Annotated in this window: 15 protein-coding genes; 5 read left to right on the top strand and 10 right to left on the bottom strand. The window is 65.8% G+C overall.

The window, feature by feature from the left end; all coding sequences use genetic code 11:
• Positions 1–240 precede the first annotated feature (240 nt).
• The 3 genes from ACQY80_RS17630 to ACQY80_RS17620 are packed head-to-tail and all read left to right on the top strand — an operon-like array spanning position 241 to position 3,809.
• Complete coding sequence (locus ACQY80_RS17630; RefSeq protein ID WP_428682203.1) at positions 241–1,455, top strand: hypothetical protein; 1,215 nt, start codon at positions 241–243, stop codon at positions 1,453–1,455.
• 57 nt (positions 1,456–1,512) lie between these two features.
• Positions 1,513–2,415, top strand: a complete 903-nt coding sequence (locus ACQY80_RS17625; RefSeq protein WP_428682202.1) for a hypothetical protein — start codon at positions 1,513–1,515, stop codon at positions 2,413–2,415.
• The gene (locus ACQY80_RS17620; protein ID WP_428682200.1) at positions 2,412–3,809 is read left to right on the top strand and encodes a sensor histidine kinase; all 1,398 of its coding nucleotides are present in this window, start codon (positions 2,412–2,414) and stop codon (positions 3,807–3,809) included. Before ACQY80_RS17625 ends, ACQY80_RS17620 begins: the two co-directional genes overlap by 4 nt.
• 59 nt (positions 3,810–3,868) lie before the next feature.
• Here the strand turns inward: ACQY80_RS17620 and ACQY80_RS17615 are convergent, their stop codons facing one another.
• Both ACQY80_RS17615 and gltX read right to left on the bottom strand, forming a co-directional pair.
• The gene (locus ACQY80_RS17615; RefSeq protein WP_428682198.1) at positions 3,869–5,152 is read right to left on the bottom strand and encodes a citrate synthase; all 1,284 of its coding nucleotides are present in this window, start codon (positions 5,150–5,152) and stop codon (positions 3,869–3,871) included.
• Between the two features lie 38 nt (positions 5,153–5,190).
• Complete coding sequence (gene gltX, locus ACQY80_RS17610) at positions 5,191–6,630, bottom strand: glutamate--tRNA ligase (RefSeq protein WP_428685923.1); 1,440 nt, start codon at positions 6,628–6,630, stop codon at positions 5,191–5,193.
• Positions 6,631–6,757: 127 nt separating this feature from the next.
• On the opposite strand from gltX, the gene ACQY80_RS17605 reads away from it, so the two are divergent.
• On the top strand, positions 6,758–8,872 hold the full coding sequence (locus ACQY80_RS17605) for a ComEC/Rec2 family competence protein (protein ID WP_428685921.1): 2,115 nt from the start codon (positions 6,758–6,760) through the stop codon (positions 8,870–8,872).
• On the opposite strand, the gene lexA is transcribed toward ACQY80_RS17605, so the two are convergent.
• The 6 genes from lexA to ACQY80_RS17575 all read right to left on the bottom strand — a co-directional run bounded on the left by lexA (position 8,826) and on the right by ACQY80_RS17575 (position 14,037).
• Positions 8,826–9,509 (bottom strand): transcriptional repressor LexA, encoded by a 684-nt coding sequence (gene lexA / locus ACQY80_RS17600; protein ID WP_428682196.1) that lies wholly within the window; start codon positions 9,507–9,509, stop codon positions 8,826–8,828. The genes ACQY80_RS17605 and lexA overlap by 47 nt on opposite strands.
• 65 nt (positions 9,510–9,574) lie before the next feature.
• A complete protein-coding gene (locus ACQY80_RS17595; RefSeq protein WP_428682194.1) occupies positions 9,575–10,765 on the bottom strand; it encodes a molybdopterin molybdotransferase MoeA in 1,191 nt (396 codons plus the stop codon).
• The gene (moaC, locus tag ACQY80_RS17590) at positions 10,762–11,235 is read right to left on the bottom strand and encodes a cyclic pyranopterin monophosphate synthase MoaC (protein ID WP_428682192.1); all 474 of its coding nucleotides are present in this window, start codon (positions 11,233–11,235) and stop codon (positions 10,762–10,764) included. Before moaC ends, ACQY80_RS17595 begins: the two co-directional genes overlap by 4 nt.
• 434 nt (positions 11,236–11,669) lie before the next feature.
• On the bottom strand, positions 11,670–12,455 hold the full coding sequence (trpC, locus tag ACQY80_RS17585) for an indole-3-glycerol phosphate synthase TrpC (protein ID WP_428682190.1): 786 nt from the start codon (positions 12,453–12,455) through the stop codon (positions 11,670–11,672).
• Positions 12,452–13,450, bottom strand: coding sequence for an anthranilate phosphoribosyltransferase (gene trpD, locus ACQY80_RS17580; RefSeq protein ID WP_428682188.1), 999 nt, complete (start codon positions 13,448–13,450; stop codon positions 12,452–12,454). Before trpD ends, trpC begins: the two co-directional genes overlap by 4 nt.
• On the bottom strand, positions 13,447–14,037 hold the full coding sequence (locus ACQY80_RS17575; protein ID WP_428682186.1) for an anthranilate synthase component II: 591 nt from the start codon (positions 14,035–14,037) through the stop codon (positions 13,447–13,449). Before ACQY80_RS17575 ends, trpD begins: the two co-directional genes overlap by 4 nt.
• A 67-nt stretch (positions 14,038–14,104) precedes the next feature.
• On the opposite strand from ACQY80_RS17575, the gene ACQY80_RS17570 reads away from it, so the two are divergent.
• Positions 14,105–14,482, top strand: coding sequence for a hypothetical protein (locus ACQY80_RS17570; protein ID WP_428682184.1), 378 nt, complete (start codon positions 14,105–14,107; stop codon positions 14,480–14,482).
• Positions 14,483–14,494: 12 nt separating this feature from the next.
• On the opposite strand, the gene ACQY80_RS17565 is transcribed toward ACQY80_RS17570, so the two are convergent.
• Complete coding sequence (locus tag ACQY80_RS17565) at positions 14,495–15,583, bottom strand: alpha/beta fold hydrolase (RefSeq protein WP_428682183.1); 1,089 nt, start codon at positions 15,581–15,583, stop codon at positions 14,495–14,497.
• A 35-nt stretch (positions 15,584–15,618) separates the two neighbouring features.
• Positions 15,619–17,136 (bottom strand): anthranilate synthase component I, encoded by a 1,518-nt coding sequence (trpE, locus tag ACQY80_RS17560; RefSeq protein WP_428682181.1) that lies wholly within the window; start codon positions 17,134–17,136, stop codon positions 15,619–15,621.
• Between the last annotated feature and the right edge of the window lie 2 nt (positions 17,137–17,138).

The following is a 17,138-nucleotide window of genomic DNA, read 5'->3' as shown; positions in this document are numbered from 1 at the left end:
ATGGAAATGGCTGTTTCCCAATGGCTTATCGCGACGTCATGGCGCCCGTCGAGAGGGCTTTCTGCCTCAAGCGCAGACGCTTTCTCTCTGGCAAGGGCCAGGGTGCATATCCAACGCGTCGTCGAGGGCGCCTGCTAACGCAGGGGAGCGGAAAAAAGGAACCGGAAACGCGGCTTGCCAATCGCGCGCCTGCCCCTAAAGCTGCGCGCCGATGACCAAGAGCCTGCCTGGGGGGCGCCGGTGGCCCTGATCGCGCTGGTTGGTGCCAGCGAGACGCTGCCCGACGGCGGCCTGCGCGCGCTCGTCACCGTGGCCGGAGAAACGCTGATCGAGCGGCAGGCGGCGCGCCTTGCCGATGTGGGCGTGACGCATATCACGATTGCCGTGGCGGCCGTGCCCGCCGATCTGCTCGCGACCTGTGACCGCATCCGCCGTCGCGGAATGAAGGTGACGCCGGTCCGTGCAGCCGCCGACCTTGTCCCGCTTGTCGAGGCCGATGACCGCATCATTCTTGTCGCTGATGGGCTTCGCGCGGGGGGCACGCATTATGCGGCGATCGCCAAGCCTGGGTCTCCCGCGATCCTCGTCACTGGCGACACGGTGCTGACGCAGGGGTTCGAGCGGATCGACGCGACGCGGCGCTGGGGTGGTCTGGCATCGATCTCGCAGCCGATGGTCGCCGAACTTGCGGCCATGCCCGGCGAATGGGACATGATGCTGACGCTGCTGCGGCTCGCCGTCCAGGCGGGGTCGCGGCGGCTCTTTTGCGAGCCGGCGCTGTTCGAGCAGGGCGAGATTGCGATCGTCACCGACCTGCCGACGGCCGCGTTGATCGAGCAATCGAGCCTGCAGCAGGTCGAATATGGCGGCATGGGCCTTGGCCGATCGGCGATCATGATGCCGCTTGTGCGTCTGGCCGGGCCGCTATTGGTGAAATCTCCGAAGACCGCGCGCTACCTGCCTTATATCACAGCCCTTCTGTGGGTTTCGGTCGCCCTATTGGCGGGTAGCGGCCTTGCCGCAGCAGGCGCGATCGTAGCGATTCTCGGTGGGCTCGGTCTCGCTGCTATGCGCTTTCTGTCGGCGTTTCGAGCGGAGAGCGCAGCGCAGGACCGCGTACGCGACATCATACGGGTTTTCGGCTGGCTGCTGCTCGCTGGCTACCCCTGGCTGCTCTCGCTCGGGGGGGCTGACCATCTGATGCCGCGCTTTTCGGAAGCCGCGCTGGCGCCCTGCCTGGCGGCCGCCATCCTGCTGGCCCGGGCGCTCTATGAGGATTCGGGGGAAAGGCGCCGGTTTCATTGGCTGCTGCCCGATGCAGATCAGGCGTGGATCATGCTGGTCCCGGCGCTGCTGTTCGACTTCGCCACGCTGATGTTTGCGATCCTGCCGCTACTGGCGCTGCTCCAGATACTGCTCTGGCTGCGCCTCGCGCGGCGTCCGGAGGCGCGTTAAAACAATGCGCTTCAAGGTTTAACGCCTATTAACGACATGCTGCTATCGCGGGCGGGCATGGCTGAATCCTTCACCTCGCCCGGCATCGATCCGCCGTCGCCGACGCTGTCGGCGCGCCTGCGCGAGCTTGCGGATTATCTGGCACGGCCGATGGCGGACCGGCTGACCGAAGAACAGCGCGCGCTGTCGCTCGGCATTGCGCGGCGACTGGTGGTCGATGCGGCGAAAGCGCTCGATGGCGAAATCGATACCGCGCTGCTGTGGAACGACTGGCTCGATAGCGGCGTGCCGACGGCCGGGCGTCTCGCGGCGGCGTGCTTCGCGCGCGCCGAGGAGCATCGCTGGCGCGAATATTCCGCGATGCGGATGGTCGTCCCGTCTGCTCTGTCGGACGACGATAGCGAGGCGATGGAAGCGCAAGGCACAGAAGTGGCGGCCGAAGATAGCGCCGAAGATAGCAAGGCCGATCGCGCCTACCTGGCTTTGCAGATCGCGGATCGCCGTCGCTTCGACGGCCATGGTCATCCGCGTATCGCGCTCGCCGACGTCGATCCCGAACTTTTGCGCGCGCTCCTGCGCGATATCGCCGCATGGCGGACGCAGCGTCCGGAAGCGAGCGCGGCCGCTCCGGACGATCTTGTCGGGCATGCGCTCGACCGCCGCATGGCATCGCAGGGCCTTGATCGTGCCGCAGCGGACTATCACGCGGCGCTCAATGCACAGGCGACTGCGGAAGAGGCTGCGACCGCGATTGCGCGTCACGACTGGCTGGCACTGATCGCGCTTGCCGCGACGGCAAGCCGCCGGTCCTATTCGGACATGGCCCTCGCGTTGCTGAGCGCGGAGCCTGCCGCGCTGCCGGCGCTGCTGGCGCCGCTTCGACTGGACCACGCATCACTGGCGCCGCTCGAGGCGTCGCTTGCCGCCTTGCCCGGCCGTACCGGAGAGGGCGCCCGATGAGCGAGCGCCTCATTCGCGGTCGCCTCGACGGCAGCGGGATACTCGTCAGCGCCGATGCGCCCTTGCTGCGGCTTCAGCAGCGTGCGGGCGCGGGAATCGGAAAGCCGCTGGCGCTGCCGCATCTGGCGCGACTCGTGGCTTTGGCGCAGCGGCTGCAACGCGACATTTCGCGCCCGCTTTATACCGCCGACGATCATAGTGACATTCATGCACTGGTCCGCATCCTTCCCGATGCGGAAGGCGCCAGCCTGGAAATCAGCGATTGGCGCGCCGGGCCGATGCCGCTTCCCTTGCCGCATGGGACAACGGTTTCCGATGCCGTCATCGCGCCGCAGGGCTGGGCGTGGGAGTGCGATCAGCAATTGCGGATGGTCGCGTTGCATCGGGCCGAAAGTTCGCCGCCGGTTCCGGTCGAGTGGGAAGGGCGCTCGCTCTCTGAATTGTTCGAGCTTCAGCCCGACGGGGAAGGGCGCTTCCCGGTGCTGCGCGCGCTTGCCCGCCAGACGCATTTCGAGGGTCAGCGCGTCCGGGCGGAAGGTGAGGGAGCGCGCGTGGCGATGACCCTGTCGGGTGACCCGCTGTTCGACGCGACTGGGCGCTTTACGGGCTTCCGCGGTGCAGCGGCGATCGAACAGGATGCTGTGGCAACTGCGGGTCCCGGTGCCAGCGCTGCGACGGCGTCGCTCGCCGATCCGGCGTTTGGTTCGCTGCCGCTGTCCGATCCGCAGTTCGGACGCCGGATCGATGGCGCGTTGCGCGGTCCGCTCAGCCGCATCATCGCCACCGCCGAGACAATCCACGGCCAGTTCGACGGGCCGATCCGCGCCGATTATGCGCGCTATGCCGGCGATATCGCCCACGCTGGTCGCCATCTTCTGGGGCTGGTCGACGATCTGGCCGATCTTCAGAATATCGAGCGCCCCGGTTTCAGGGCAGCGGAGGACGAGATCGACCTTGGCGATCTTGCGCGCCGCACCGTCGGCCTGCTCGGCATGAAGGCAGAGGAAAAGGGTATCCGCATCGATGCCCCGCGGGTCGACGACAAGATGCCCGCGACCGGCGAGTTCCGGCGCGTGCTGCAGGTTTTGCTGAACCTCGTCGGCAATGCCATCCGCTATTCGCCCGAAAATTCGCTGATATGGATCCGCGTCGACCGTGAGGGTGATCGCGCGATGGTGACCGTCGCTGATCAGGGGCAGGGGATTTCGAGCGAGCAGCAGGCGGTGGTGTTCGAGAAGTTCGAGCGGCTAGGCCGCACCGACAGCGGTGGATCGGGGCTTGGCCTCTATATCGCGCGGCGGCTGGCGCGTGCGATGGATGGGGAACTCACGGTCGAAAGCGCGCCGGGACAGGGCGCGCGCTTCACGCTGAGCCTGCCGGCGCGCGACGCCTGAATCGAAACGGCGGCGCAGTTGCCCTGCGCCGCCGTTGGAATTTTCGCTAGAAACCTTGCTTAGCGCTTGTCGACCGGAACGAACGGACGATGCGTGGAGCCGGTGTAGAGCTGACGCGGACGGCCGATCTTCTGTGCGGGGTCCGAGATCATTTCGTTCCACTGCGCGACCCAGCCGACGGTGCGGGCGAGGGCGAAGAGAGCGGTAAACATCGTCGTCGGGAAACCGATCGCCGACAGGATCACGCCCGAATAGAAGTCGACGTTCGGGAACAACTTCTTCTCAATGAAATAGGGGTCGCTGAGCGCCATTTCCTCAAGCTGCAGAGCGACTTCGAACACAGGGTCGTTGACCTTCAGCGCGTCGAACACTTCGCGCACGGTCTTCTGCATCACGGTCGCGCGGGGGTCGTAATTCTTGTAGACGCGGTGACCGAAGCCCATCAGGCGGAACGGATCGTCCTTGTCTTTAGCGCGCGCGATATATTCGGGAATGCGCTCCGGACGGCCGATTTCGCGCAGCATGTTGAGCGCGGCTTCGTTCGCGCCGCCATGCGCCGGACCCCAGAGGCAGGCGATGCCCGCTGCGATGCACGCGAACGGATTGGCGCCCGACGAACCAGCAAGGCGGACGGTCGAGGTCGACGCGTTCTGTTCGTGATCGGCATGAAGGATGAAGATGCGGTCGAGGGCGCGTTCGACGACCGGATTCACCTCATAGGGTTCCGCCGGAACGCCGAAGGTCATGCGCAGGAAATTGCCGGTGTAGCTCAGTTTGTTGTCGGGATAGACGAACGGCTGGCCGACCGAATATTTATACGCCATCGCCGCGATCGTCGGCATTTTCGCGATCAGCCGGTGGCTGGCGATCATCCGCTGGTGCGGATCGTGGATCTCGGTCGAGTCGTGGTAGAAGGCCGACAGGGCGCCGACGACCCCGCACATCACGGCCATCGGGTGGGCATCGCGGCGGAAACCACGATAGAAGGTCGCGAGCTGTTCGTGCAGCATCGTGTGACGGGTGATCGTATTGTCGAAATCCGCCAGTTCCTGTGCGTTCGGCAGGTCGCCGTTCAGCAACAGGTAGCAGGTTTCCATGAAGCTCGAATGTTCAGCAAGGTCACCGATCGCATAGCCGCGATGAAGGAGCACGCCTTCGTCGCCGTCGATATAGGTAATCTGCGATTCACAGCTGGCGGTCGACGTGAAGCCGGGATCATAGGTGAAGGCGCCCGTCTGGGCATAGAATTTGCGGATATCGACGACATCGGGGCCGACCGTGCCCTTGAGCACCGGATTTTCGACGGTGGTGTCGCCCAGGGTGATTTTTGCAGTATCGGTCATATTTTTCCCCTGATGTTTTAGGGCGGGAGACGTTGCGATTACGCCCCTGCCGGATAATTGTGCGCTGCGTCAAGTCGCGCCAGGCTCGCTTCACGGCCGAGCAGCAGCAACACGTCGAAAATTCCCGGAGACACCGTCCGTCCGGTCAGCGCGGCGCGCAGCGGCTGCGCGAGCTTGCCGAGCCCGACTCCAGCCGACTCGCTCGTCTCGCGAACCGCGGCCTCGATATCTTCGGCGTTCCAGTCGTTCAGCCCGCGCAGCTTTTCGGTCACGCTGGCGAGTACTCCCTCCGGCGCATCCTTTAGCACCTGCGTGGCCTTTTCGTCCACTGCCAGCGGCAACGATTCGAAGAGGAACAAGGCGCCTTCGGCGATTTCATCCAGAGTCTTGGCGCGCGGCTTCAGCGATTCCATCGCGCGGGCAAGCAAGTCGTGGCTGGCTGCATCAATCGAACGGCCGACGAGCGCTTCGACGCGCGGCGCGACAAGATCGGCAAGGCGGGCGTCGTCGGCCTCGCGGATATAATGGCCGTTCAGATTTTCGAGCTTCTTGAAATCGAAGCGCGAGGGCGAGCGGCCGACATTGGCGAGGTCGAACCATTCGACCGCCTGCTCGCGGCTGATGATTTCGGCGTCGCCATGGCCCCAGCCGAGGCGGAGGAGGTAGTTGTTCACCGCCTCGGGCAGATAGCCCATTTCGTCGCGATAAGCGTCGACACCGAGCGCGCCGTGGCGCTTCGACAGCTTCGCGCCGTCTGCACCGTGGATAAGTGGGACATGCGCGTATACCGGCTCGCGCCAGCCCATGGCGCGGATCAGCGCGAGCTGGCGGAAGGCGTTGTTCAGATGGTCGTCGCCGCGGATGACGTGGGTGATGCCCATGTCGTTGTCGTCGACGACGACGCTCAGCATATAGGTCGGCGTGCCGTCGCTGCGGAGCAGGATGAAATCGTCCAGTTCGGCATTCTGGACGGTGACGTCACCCTGAACCTTGTCGGCGATCGTGACCTCGCCCTCCTGCGGCGCCTTCAGGCGCAGCACGTGCGGAACCGCCGGGTCGCCCTCGCGGTCACGCCAGGGGCTGCGGACGCGGAAGGGGACGCGCTTTTCCTGCGCCTCGGCACGCATTGCGGCGAGTTCATCCTGCGTCAGATAGCAGCGATAGGCTTCGCCCTTCGCGAGCAGTTCATGGGCAACCTCGGAATGGCGCTGCGCGCGCGCGAACTGGTAGACGGTCTCGCCATCCCAATCGAGGTCGAGCCACTGCATGCCGTCGAGAATCGCGTCGATCGCGGCGTCGGTCGACCGCGCGCGGTCGGTATCCTCGATACGCAGCAGGAATTTGCCCCCGTGATGGCGGGCGAAGAGCCAGTTGAACAGCGCGGTACGGGCGCCGCCGATATGCAAATAGCCGGTCGGGGAGGGGGCGAAGCGGGTCACGACGGCTGCGCCTGTCGTTTCGGGGGTCGCTTCTGCCATATTGGTCGGGTTTTCGGTTGCCACCATGGCCTCTTTCAAACAGGTTGCTGCCTTCTCGGGAGGCAGGATCGGGGCAGCCCCTAGCATGGCGACAAGGCCGCTTCAAACGCCCATTGGCCAACGCATGATGACCGCCGCGCATGCGCTCGCCGAACGCCTGGAAACGAGGCTGGATGCCGAGCGCGAAAGGATCGGTCTTTGGCTGCCCGTCGCGCTGGGCGCAGGCATTGGCGCGTGGTTCGCGTTGCCGGCCAGCGCATATTGGATCGGCCTTTTGCTGCTGCTCGCTGCCGGTGTCCTCGGAGGGTTGCTCGCCGGCTGGCAGCGGCGATCGGGACGTATCATTGTCGTCGGCTGTGCCGTGGCGGCGATGGGCATCGTGCTGATCTGGGGGCGGGCGCTGTGGGTTGCGGCGCCGGTGCTCGTGCAGCCCATAGTTACCGAGTTCGCGGCAGAGATCGAGACTATCGAGCCGCTGCCAGCGCGCGATCAGACGCGCCTGATCGTCCGACCACTTCGCCGCCCCGATCTCCCGCCGCGTGTTAGGTTGACGCTGCGCGGTGAAAGCGGCCCGCTGACGCTGGGCGACCGGGTAGGTCTGCGCGCGCGGTTGATGCCGCCGCCGACCGCGAGCCTGCCCGGCGGCTATGATTTTGCCCAGCGCGCCTGGTTTGACCGGATCGGGGCGGTCGGAACGATTTTGGGCGAGGTTGAGACGCCACCGGGCACCGGGCGCGGCGGTCAGCCGCTGCGTGCGCGTTTGAGCGCGCACATTCACGACCAAGTAGAAGGGTCGCCCGGCGGGGTAGCGGCGGCGCTGGTCACCGGCGACCGGGGCGCGATTTCGGCCGAGGATGACGAGGCGATGCGGCGCGCCGGTCTGGCTCACCTGTTGTCGATTAGCGGCCTGCACGTCACGGCGGTGATCGGCTTTGCAATGTTCGTCGCGATGCGGCTGTTCGCGTTGAATCGACGTTTCGCGCTCGCGGGTCATGTCCTGCCGGTCGCCGCAGCCGTAGGCGCGCTGGCGGGCGCGGGTTACACTTGGCTCGCCGGGGCCGAGGTGCCGACGCTCCGGTCGCTGATTGCGGCGCTGCTTGTGCTCGCCGCCTTCCTGATGGGACGCGAGGCGGTGACCTTACGGCTTGTGGCTGCGGGGGCGCTTCTCGTGCTACTGTGGCGACCCGAATCGCTTGCCGGACCCAGCTTCCAGCTCAGCTTCGCTGCGGTGACCGCGATCGTCGCGCTTCATGAAAGTGCGGCGATGCAGCGCCTTCTGGCGCGCCGCGACGAAGTGCTGCCGCTGCGCTGGGCGCGAGGGATTGCGGGATTGCTCGTCACCGGGCTCGTCGTCGAGGTTGCACTGGCGCCGATCGCGCTATTCCACTTCCACAAGGCAGGTCTTTATGGGGCGCTGGCGAATGTGGTAGCAATCCCGCTCACCACGTTCGTGATCATGCCGGCCGAGGCGCTGGCATTGCTGTTCGACAGCGTTGGGCTGGGCGCCCCCTTCTGGTGGATTGCGGAGCAAGCGCTTCGCGCGCTGATTGGGCTGGCGCATGCGGTGGCGGGCACGCCGGGCGCAGTCGCGACGCTGCCCGCCTTTCCGGCCTGGGGCTTCGCTCTCGCGGTGGCCGGCGGTCTGTGGATCCTGATATGGCGCTCGAGCTGGCGCTGGGCCGGCGGAGTGCCGCTCGCTCTCGGGATGGCCGCACTGCTCGTGCAACCGCGCCCCGACCTGCTAGTGACCGGCGACGGCCGCAACATTGCCGCATCGGTACCGGGCGGCGGCTACGCGCTGCTGCGCGACCGTGCCGGCGATTTCGTGCGCGATGCGATGAGTGAGGCGGCGGGGATCGATACCGCTTTGGGTGCGCTTGCCAATCTCGATCATGTCGAATGCAACCCCGACTTCTGCCGCTGGCGCCAGGGGCAGGGGAGCAGGCAGCGGACCATCCTTGCCTCGCGCGGAAGCGACCGGATCGAGGGGGCCGACATGGCCGCCGCCTGCGCCGCGGCAGATGTCGTGATCAGCGATCGCTGGCTGCCGCGCGAATGCGTGGGTCGCTGGCTGACGATCGATCGCGACAGCCTGGCGGAAAGCGGCGGGCTGGCGATCTACCTCGGCGAAAGGCCGCGGGTCGTCACCGCGCTACGCGCAGGCGACGAGCATCCGTGGCGGCAGCCGCAACAGCTCAGTGGTAACGACGAAGCAGTCCCGACAAGCGCCCTTGCACCATGACGCGCTCGGCCTCGTAGCGCTGCGGTTCATAGGCGCTGTTTGCAGGGTCGAGCCGGATCATCTTGCCTTCGCGGCGGAAATATTTGAGCGTCGCATCCTGCCCGTCGACGAGCGCGACGACGATATCGCCCTCGCGTGCCGTACTCGCCTTCTGGATCAGCGCATAGTCGCCGTCGAAAATGCCCGCTTCGACCATCGAATCGCCCGAGACCTCGAGCGCATAATGCTCGCCCGCGCCGAGCAACGCGGCCGGAACCGCGAGCTGGTTATGATCCTCGAACGCCTCGATCGGAACGCCGGCGGCGATTTTGCCGTGCAGCGGCACCTCGATGATGTCGTTCGCGGCGATCGGCTTCAGCGCCGGGGCCGGCTTGCGGAGCGGAACGATATTGTCACGATCGTTGCGCAGGGGCGCCTTGGCGGCTTCGGGAACCTTCAGCACCTCCAGCGCGCGAGCGCGGTTCGGCAGGCGGCGGAGAAAACCCCTCTCTTCCAAGGCGCTGATCAGGCGATGGATGCCCGATTTCGACTTGAGGCCGAGCGCCTCCTTCATCTCCTCGAACGACGGCGAAATGCCGCTCGTGTCGAGGCGCTGCTGGATGAAGTGCAGCAATTCATGCTGCTTCGCGGTCAACATCGGTTGTTCTCCATGATGCCAGTTCCGGACATAGGGAGAACGATAGTGGAACAAAGCGGAACTTGTCAAGCGATGACGATATAATCCGCTGGTTCGCCTGCCGTGCGGGCGGGCGCGCCGATCTCGCGGATCACCAGCGCGTTCGCTTCGGCGAGCGGCGCGGTGCGGCCGCTGTCCTGTCCGTCGAAGACCGTCAGGGCGCCGCCAGCAAGGCGTGCGCGGAGATAGTCGCGTCGGGCGCCGCCTGCGCCGAGCGGCGCGGCGAGCGGGGCTTGGCGTATCTCGGGCAACGGCTCGCGGGCGCCGGCGAGGTGGCGGACGAGCGGGAGCAGGAAGAGCGTTGCGGTAACGAAGGCCGACGAGGGGTTGCCGGGCAGGCCGAGGAGCAGCGCGTCGCCGATCGTACCGGCGATCAGTGGCTTGCCGGGCTTCATCGCGATCTTCCAGAAATCGAGTCGCCCCCCGGCGTCGTCGAGCGCGCCGCGGACATGGTCGTGATCGCCGACCGAAGCGCCGCCGACGGTCACTATGACGTCGTGACGTCGCGCCAGATCATTGAGAACACGTGACAATATCGTGCGGTCGTCGCGAATGTGGAGCGGCAGGCTGACCTCGGCAGGCTCGCCCGCGAGCATCGCGGCGAGCATCGTCCCGTTGCTGTCGGGAATCTGGCCGGGGGCGAGAGCATGGCCCGGCTGGACGAGTTCGTCGCCCGTGGTGACGATCGCGACGCGCGGGCGCGTGCCGACCGAAAGCTGCGGCGCCCCGCTCATGATCGCGGTCGCGATTGCCCCCGGAGTGAGGCGGGTGCCAGCGGCGACGAGCGTGGTTCCGGTGGCGAAATCGCTTGCGCGGGCGCGGATATGCTGGCCTGCGTTGATCGTATCGCCGGTCGAGAGGGTCAACCTGTCGCCCGCGACTGCGACATCCTCCTGCATCACGACGGTATCGGCCCCCTCGGGCAGCATCGCCCCCGTGAATATCCGCATCGCTTCACCGGCGTTCAGCGGCGCGCCGGGGACGCTGCCTGCGGGGATCTCGCCCGCGATTACCCACGGACCCGGCAGGTCGGCGTGGCGGACCGCGTAGCCGTCCATCGCCGAGAGCGGCGCGGCGGGCTGGTCGCGCATCGCGGCGACGTCTTGCGAAAGATAGCAGCCAAGAGATTGCGAAAAATAGATAGTTTTGGACGCAAGTGGTTTGCGGAGTGCGAACAGGCGGGCCTGCGCATCCCCGACCGGCAGCAGGCCGCTCATTCGGCGCGCCAGTCGCCCGAACGGCCGCCGCTCTTTTCGAGCAGGCGGATATCGCCGAGGATCATGGCGCGATCGAGCGCCTTTGCCATGTCGTACAGCGTAAGGAGTGCGACCGAGGCGGCGGTGAGCGCTTCCATCTCGACCCCGGTCGGACCGGTGGTCGCAGCAGTCGCTGCCACTGAAATGCCGTTCGCTTCCCATTCGAACGCGACTGAAACCTTGGTGAGTGCGAGCGGGTGGCAGAGCGGGATGAGGTCGGCGGTGCGCTTGGCGGCCATGATCCCGGCGATGCGCGCGGTCGATAGCACGTCGCCCTTGGGCGCGTTGCCGCTGCGGATCGCATCGAGCGCGCCGGCCGACATCGTGATCCGGCCGCCTGCCACGGCGCGGCGCTCCGTTGCAGGTTTGGTGCCGACATCGACCATATGTGCTGCGCCGGTGTCGTCGAGGTGAGTCGGTTTCGAAGTCATCGGTGGGAACGAAGCAAGGCGGAACGGGAAAGGCAAGGGTGGTGCTTTGGCGCCTTGATAAAATAGCGAGCAGCGCCGGATTGGTTCAGAGGCGATGCGCCGGGCCATCCTCCGCCACTTGGCGATCATTCTGAACGCTTCGGCTAGCGCGAACCGTTGCAGGGGAACAATCAATCGGAAGCGCCGTAGTCTCCACAGAGGGCGGTTCGCCCTTGTCGCTGGAGAGAGACAATGAAAAGGTTTCTGACAATTATTGCTATTGGCAGTTCGATATTCGTCCTGTCTGCCTGCAACACGGTGAAGGGGGCAGGAAGAGACGTTGAATCCGTCGGGGACTGTGCCGATGGAGTCAAAGGCAATTGTTAAGGCGGCTCGGAAGCCGCGCGATCTTCCCGGTCGGGAAAATTGCCGGCTTCCGCGCTGGCGCGCCGTCCTCAACCTTCTAGCAAGGCCCTCGTTGCCGCCGTGACGTCATCCTGACGCATCAGGCTTTCGCCGACGAGGAAGGTTTTGACGCCGCTTTCCGCCAGTCTTTGGCAATCGGCATGGTTTGCGATGCCGCTTTCGCCGACGAGCAAGGCGCCGGGCGGGACGAGCTTTGCAAGACGTTCGGTTACGCCGAGATCGGTCTCGAAGGTGCGGAGGTCGCGGTTGTTGACGCCGATCAGGCGCGACCGGAGCTGCGCCAGCGTACGCTCGAGCTCCGCTTCGTCGTGAACTTCGACGAGGACATCCATGCCGCGTTCGATGGAGGCGGCCTCGATCTCGCGCATCGCGCCGTCGTCGAGCGCAGCGACGATGATCAGGATCGCGTCGGCACCGATCGAGCGCGCTTCGGCGACCTGCCATGGGTCGATCATGAAATCCTTGCGGAGGACCGGCAGATCGCATGCGGTGCGCGCCGCGATCAGGAATTCTTCGTGCCCCTGAAAATAATGTGCGTCGGTGAGGACCGAGAGGCAGGCTGCGCCGCCGGCAGCATAAGCGCGAGCGTGATCGGCGGGGTTGAAATCTTCGCGAATCAGTCCCTTGGAGGGTGACGCTTTCTTGATTTCGGCGATCAGGCCGTAGCCGCCGGCATCGATCTTGGCCTGCAGGGCCGCCTGAAAGCCACGCGGCGCGCCGGCGTCGATGCGGTCGAGGTCGGCGACCGAATAGGCCTGGCGGCGCTCGGCCACCTCTTCGGCCTTGGTGGCCAATATCTGCGTCAGCTTGTTCATTTATACGCGATCCAGCAATTGAGGAGCGCGTTGGCAAGCCCCTTGTCGATGACCTCGGCGGCTTCCTCAACGCCGTCGACCAGATTTTCAGCGGCGCCCGCGACGACGAGCGCCTCGGCGGCGTTGTAGAGGACGGCGTCGCGATAGGCGCTTTTCTCGCCCATAAGCAGGCCGCGAAGCGCCGTGGCGTTCTCTTGCGCGTCGCCGCCACGGATCGCCTCGATCGGGTGTCTCGGAAGACCGGCGTCGGCGGCGGTGCTGCGCTGCATCCGGACGCCTTCGGGAGTGACGACTGCGACTTCGTTGCCGCCCGCAAGCGAGAGTTCGTCGAGACCCTCGTCGCCCGAAATCACGCGCGAATGCTCGGTACCGAGATGGTGAATCGCCTCGGCATAGACGGGGACATAGGCGGGGCGCGCGATGCCGACGAGCTGGCGGGTCACGCGCGCCGGATTGGCGAGCGGCCCCATGAGGTTGAAGATCGTACGGCGGCCGATCGCCTTGCGGATCGGCATGATGCGTTTCATCGCCGGATGGTGATGCGCGGCGAAGAGAAAGCAGATGCCGAGATCGGCGAGCTGCGCCTGTGCCATCTGGCCCGCGCGTTCCATGTCGAGGCCGATCGCCTCCAATGTGTCGGCGGCGCCCGATTTCGACGAAGCAGCCCGATTTCCGTGCTTTGCGACCGGAACCTCGCACGCGGCGACGACGATCGCCACGGCTGTCGAGACGTTGAGCGTGTGGTGGCCATCGCCCCCGGTGCCGCAGACGTCGATGGCACCCTTGGGTGCGTCGATCGGGATCATCCGGTCGCGCATCGCCTGCGCCGCAGCTGCGATTTCGACCATCGTCTCGCCGCGATCCGAGAGGGCGATCAGGAACTCGGCGATCTGTTCGTCGCTTGCGTCGCCGTCGAGGATCGACGCAAAGGCGGAGCCGGCCTCGTCATGATCCAGCAGCGCAGCCGGATCGGGAAGCGGTCCGAAGCGGCTCATGCCGCCTGTCGCGCCGCGACGGGCAATCCTGCGGCGATGAGGAAGTTCGCGAGCATCGCATGGCCATGTTCGGTCGCGATGCTTTCGGGGTGGAACTGGACGCCGTGGATCGGCAGCTCGACATGGCGGAAGCCCATCACCGCGCCGTCGTCGCTGGTCGCGTTGATCGCAAGGCAGGCGGGAATGTCGACGACTTCGAGGCTGTGATAGCGCGTCGCGGTGAGCGGCGAGGGCAGGTCGGTGAACAGGCCGGTGCCGTCGTGGCAGACCGGCGAGGTCTTGCCGTGCATCAGGTGGCCGCGCTGGACGGTGCCGCCGAAATGCTGGCCGATCGCCTGATGGCCAAGGCAGACGCCGAGCAGCGGCCTTTTTGCGTCGGCGCAGGCGGCGACGAGGTCGAGGCTGACGCCCGCCTCGTTCGGGGTGCAGGGGCCGGGCGAAATGAGGAAGGCCGACGCGCCGGTTGCGAGGGCTTCGGCGGCGGTCAGCGTATCGTTGCGCTCGACGCGCACGTCGGCGCCGAGCTCGATCAGATAATGAACGAGGTTGAAAGTGAAGCTGTCATAATTGTCGATGACGAGGATCATGGGGCGGCGTTAGCCGCTTGCGCGCGCGTTGGGAATATCTATCCCGTGACGAAAGGCGGGGATGTCGATGGAATTTCATGAAAGGATCGCGCGTTATATCCTGTGGCTGGCCGATAGGCCGGACCTCAAAGGACACAACCGGACTTCGATGCGGCACATCCTGCGCGTGGTCGCGGACACGCGGCATCTCAAGGAAGAACGAGAATCGAACGCGATCTCCGGCGATACAAAAGTACCGGATATGTCCGAGCGCTGGTACTCGATCGGCACTGACATCGATTCCAGTATCAAATTCCACCGCGTCCGCGGGCTTTCGCATCGGACGGACAAGGAAAAAATATGGGCCGAAAGGTGCCGCTCTGACTCTTTGACGGTAGATCAGTTGATCCGCGCATCCAACGCGCTGGAAGCGATCGAACCGGTTGTGCTGCGCCTAGCTACGTAGCGCTGGCGCGCCTCACTCCGCCATCAGCTTCGCGAGATCGTCCTTCCAGAATTTGGCCCAGCTGTGGGTGCTGTGGCCTTTGGTCTCGGCGCTCGCGGGAATGAGGATGTAGCGGGCGCGCGGCATGCGCTTTACGCCCTCTTCGGGATAGGAATAGCCCGGCGGATTGATGAAATCGTCGCCCGAATTGATCCAGAGGACCGGCACGGTGATCTTTTCGAGATTGGGCCAGGGATTGTAATTCCGCGAGGAATCGAGCTGATAGATGGTGTCGTTCGCGTCGCTCCGGCCAAAGGCGCGCGCGAAGGCTTCGTCCTTGTATTTCTCCGCCGCGACGCGCGTCGGATATTGCGCCTGCAGCGCATAGGGATTTGCACCCGCGATCATCGTCAGCGAGGCGGCGGTGCGCAGGCCCGACACCGGCGGGTCGGTGTAATTGCCGTCCTTCCACAACGGATCGGCCTTGATCGCGTCGATCGACAGCGTGCGCCACATGCGGTTCTCGCCCGCGATCTCGACCGGCTGGCAGGCGAACGGCGCGAGCCGTTCCGCAAAGCCCGGATGCGTCTCACCCCAGACGAAGGCGTGCATGCACCCCATCGAGGTACCGAGGATGAGCTTCAGGCTTTTGACGCCGAGCTTTTCGGTCAGCAGGCGATATTGCGCGGCGACCATGTCGTCATAGTCGTAGCGCGGGAATTTCATGCGCAGGCCGTCGCTGGGCTTTGACGAGCCGCCATGCCCGATATTGTCGGGCAGGATGACGTAATATTTGCTGGTATCGAGCGGCTGGCCGGGGCCGAACAACTCGTCGGCAAACTGCGGCTGGAAGAATTGCTTGCCGGTGCCGCCGGTGCCGTGAAGGATCATCACGGCGTTCGTGACATTGCCTTTGGCATCATGCTTCGGGCTGCCAAGCGTGATGTAGCGGATGGTGAGTTCGGGCAGTGTCTCGCCGTCGGCGAAGGTGAAGTTGTCGAGGATCGCATCGACCCCGGCGGCGCCATCAACGCTGAACCGGTACGGCTCGGCTTGGGCAGGAGTGACGCCCGCGAACAGGGGGGCGAGAAGCAAGGCGAGCGGGGCGAGCAATTTGCGCATGGCCGGACGCTAGCGCACGCCGATGTCAGGTCAAGTTACTGACCGTAACCCGGCGTCCCGGCGAGCCGCACCGCTTCGCGCGCGGCGGCGAAAAGTGCGCCGGCCTTGGCTTCGCACTCGCGCTGCTCATAGGCGGGATCGCTGTCGGCGACGATCCCGGCGCCCGCCTGCACATGCATCTCGCCGTCCTTCACGATCGCGGTTCTGAGGACGATGCAGCTGTCCATATTGCCGTCGGGCGCGAAATAGCCGACGCCTCCCGCGTAAGGCCCGCGCGCGTCGGCTTCGAGTTCGGCGATGATCTGGCAGGCGCGGACCTTCGGCGCGCCGCTGACGGTCCCGGCAGGGAAGCCCGCGAACAGCGCGTCTATCGCGTCCTTGTCGGGCGCGATGCGGCCGATGACGTTCGAGACGATGTGCATGACATGGCTGTAGAATTCGACGGTGTAGCTGTCGGTTACCGTGACGCTGCCGCCGATGGCGGCTCGGCCGACGTCGTTACGGCCGAGGTCGAGGAGCATCAGATGCTCGGCACGTTCCTTGGGATCGGCGAGCAGGCTTTCGCGGTTCTCTGCGTCTTCGGCGCTGGTGCGGCCGCGTGGGCGGGTGCCGGCGATCGGACGGATCGTAATCTCGCCTTCGCGGACACGGACCAGAATCTCGGGTGAAGAGCCGATGATCGCGAAGCCGGGCAGGTCGAGGAAGTAGAGGAAGGGCGAGGGATTGATGCGGCGGAGCGCGCGATAAAGGTCGAAGGGCGGAAGGTCGAACGGCGTCGAGAAGCGCTGCGACAGCACGACCTGAAAGATATCGCCCGCGGCGATATAATCCTTTGCGGTGGCGACCATTTCGGCGAAGCGCTCGGGGCTTGTCGCCGGGATGGCGGTCACGTCGCCCGGAAGCGCGTCGGTGGTCGCGCGCTCGCGGTGGGCGCTGAGGGTCGACAGGCGCGCGGCGATATCGTCGAGCCGGTCCTGCGCCGCATCGATCATGCGGTCGATCGCGCCGCCCGCGTCGGGCCAGATCGGCGCGATCAGGAAGAGCTCGTCGGCGAGCCGGTCGAACACGAGGATCACCGTCGGGCGGACGAACACCATGTCGGGGAGGCCGAGGCCTTCGCCCGGCGCGCGCGGGATGCGCTCGACGAGCCCGAAGGTTTCATAGGCGAAGAAGCCGACGAGCGTCGTCAGCGCCTTCGGCAGCGCGTCGGGCACGTCGAAGCGGCATTCGGCGACGAGGTCACGGAGCGCCTGCAGCGTTGGAGCGGCGAGCGGGGTGAAGGCTGCGGGATCGGCGCGCCAGTCGCGGTTGATGTGTGCCGCGTCGCCGCGCGCTTCGAACATCAGGTCGGGGTCGAGGCCGATCATCGAATAGCGGCCGCGCGTCTCGCCGCTCTCGACCGATTCGAGCACCCAGTCGCCGCGGCCCGGCTCGACGAGCTTGAGGGCCGCCGAAACCGGTGTTTCGATATCGGCGATCAGCCGTTGCCAGACGACCGCGCCGCGGCCCCCGGCCAGCGCTTCGAGCGCCGTGGCTCTGCCTTCGAGGGCCACGC

It is taken from the genome of Sphingopyxis sp., from assembly GCF_965279755.1.
GTDB lineage: Bacteria > Pseudomonadota > Alphaproteobacteria > Sphingomonadales > Sphingomonadaceae > Sphingopyxis.
The sequence above is the reverse complement of the archived record's forward strand: the minus strand, read 5'-3'. Positions and strand labels throughout refer to the sequence as shown.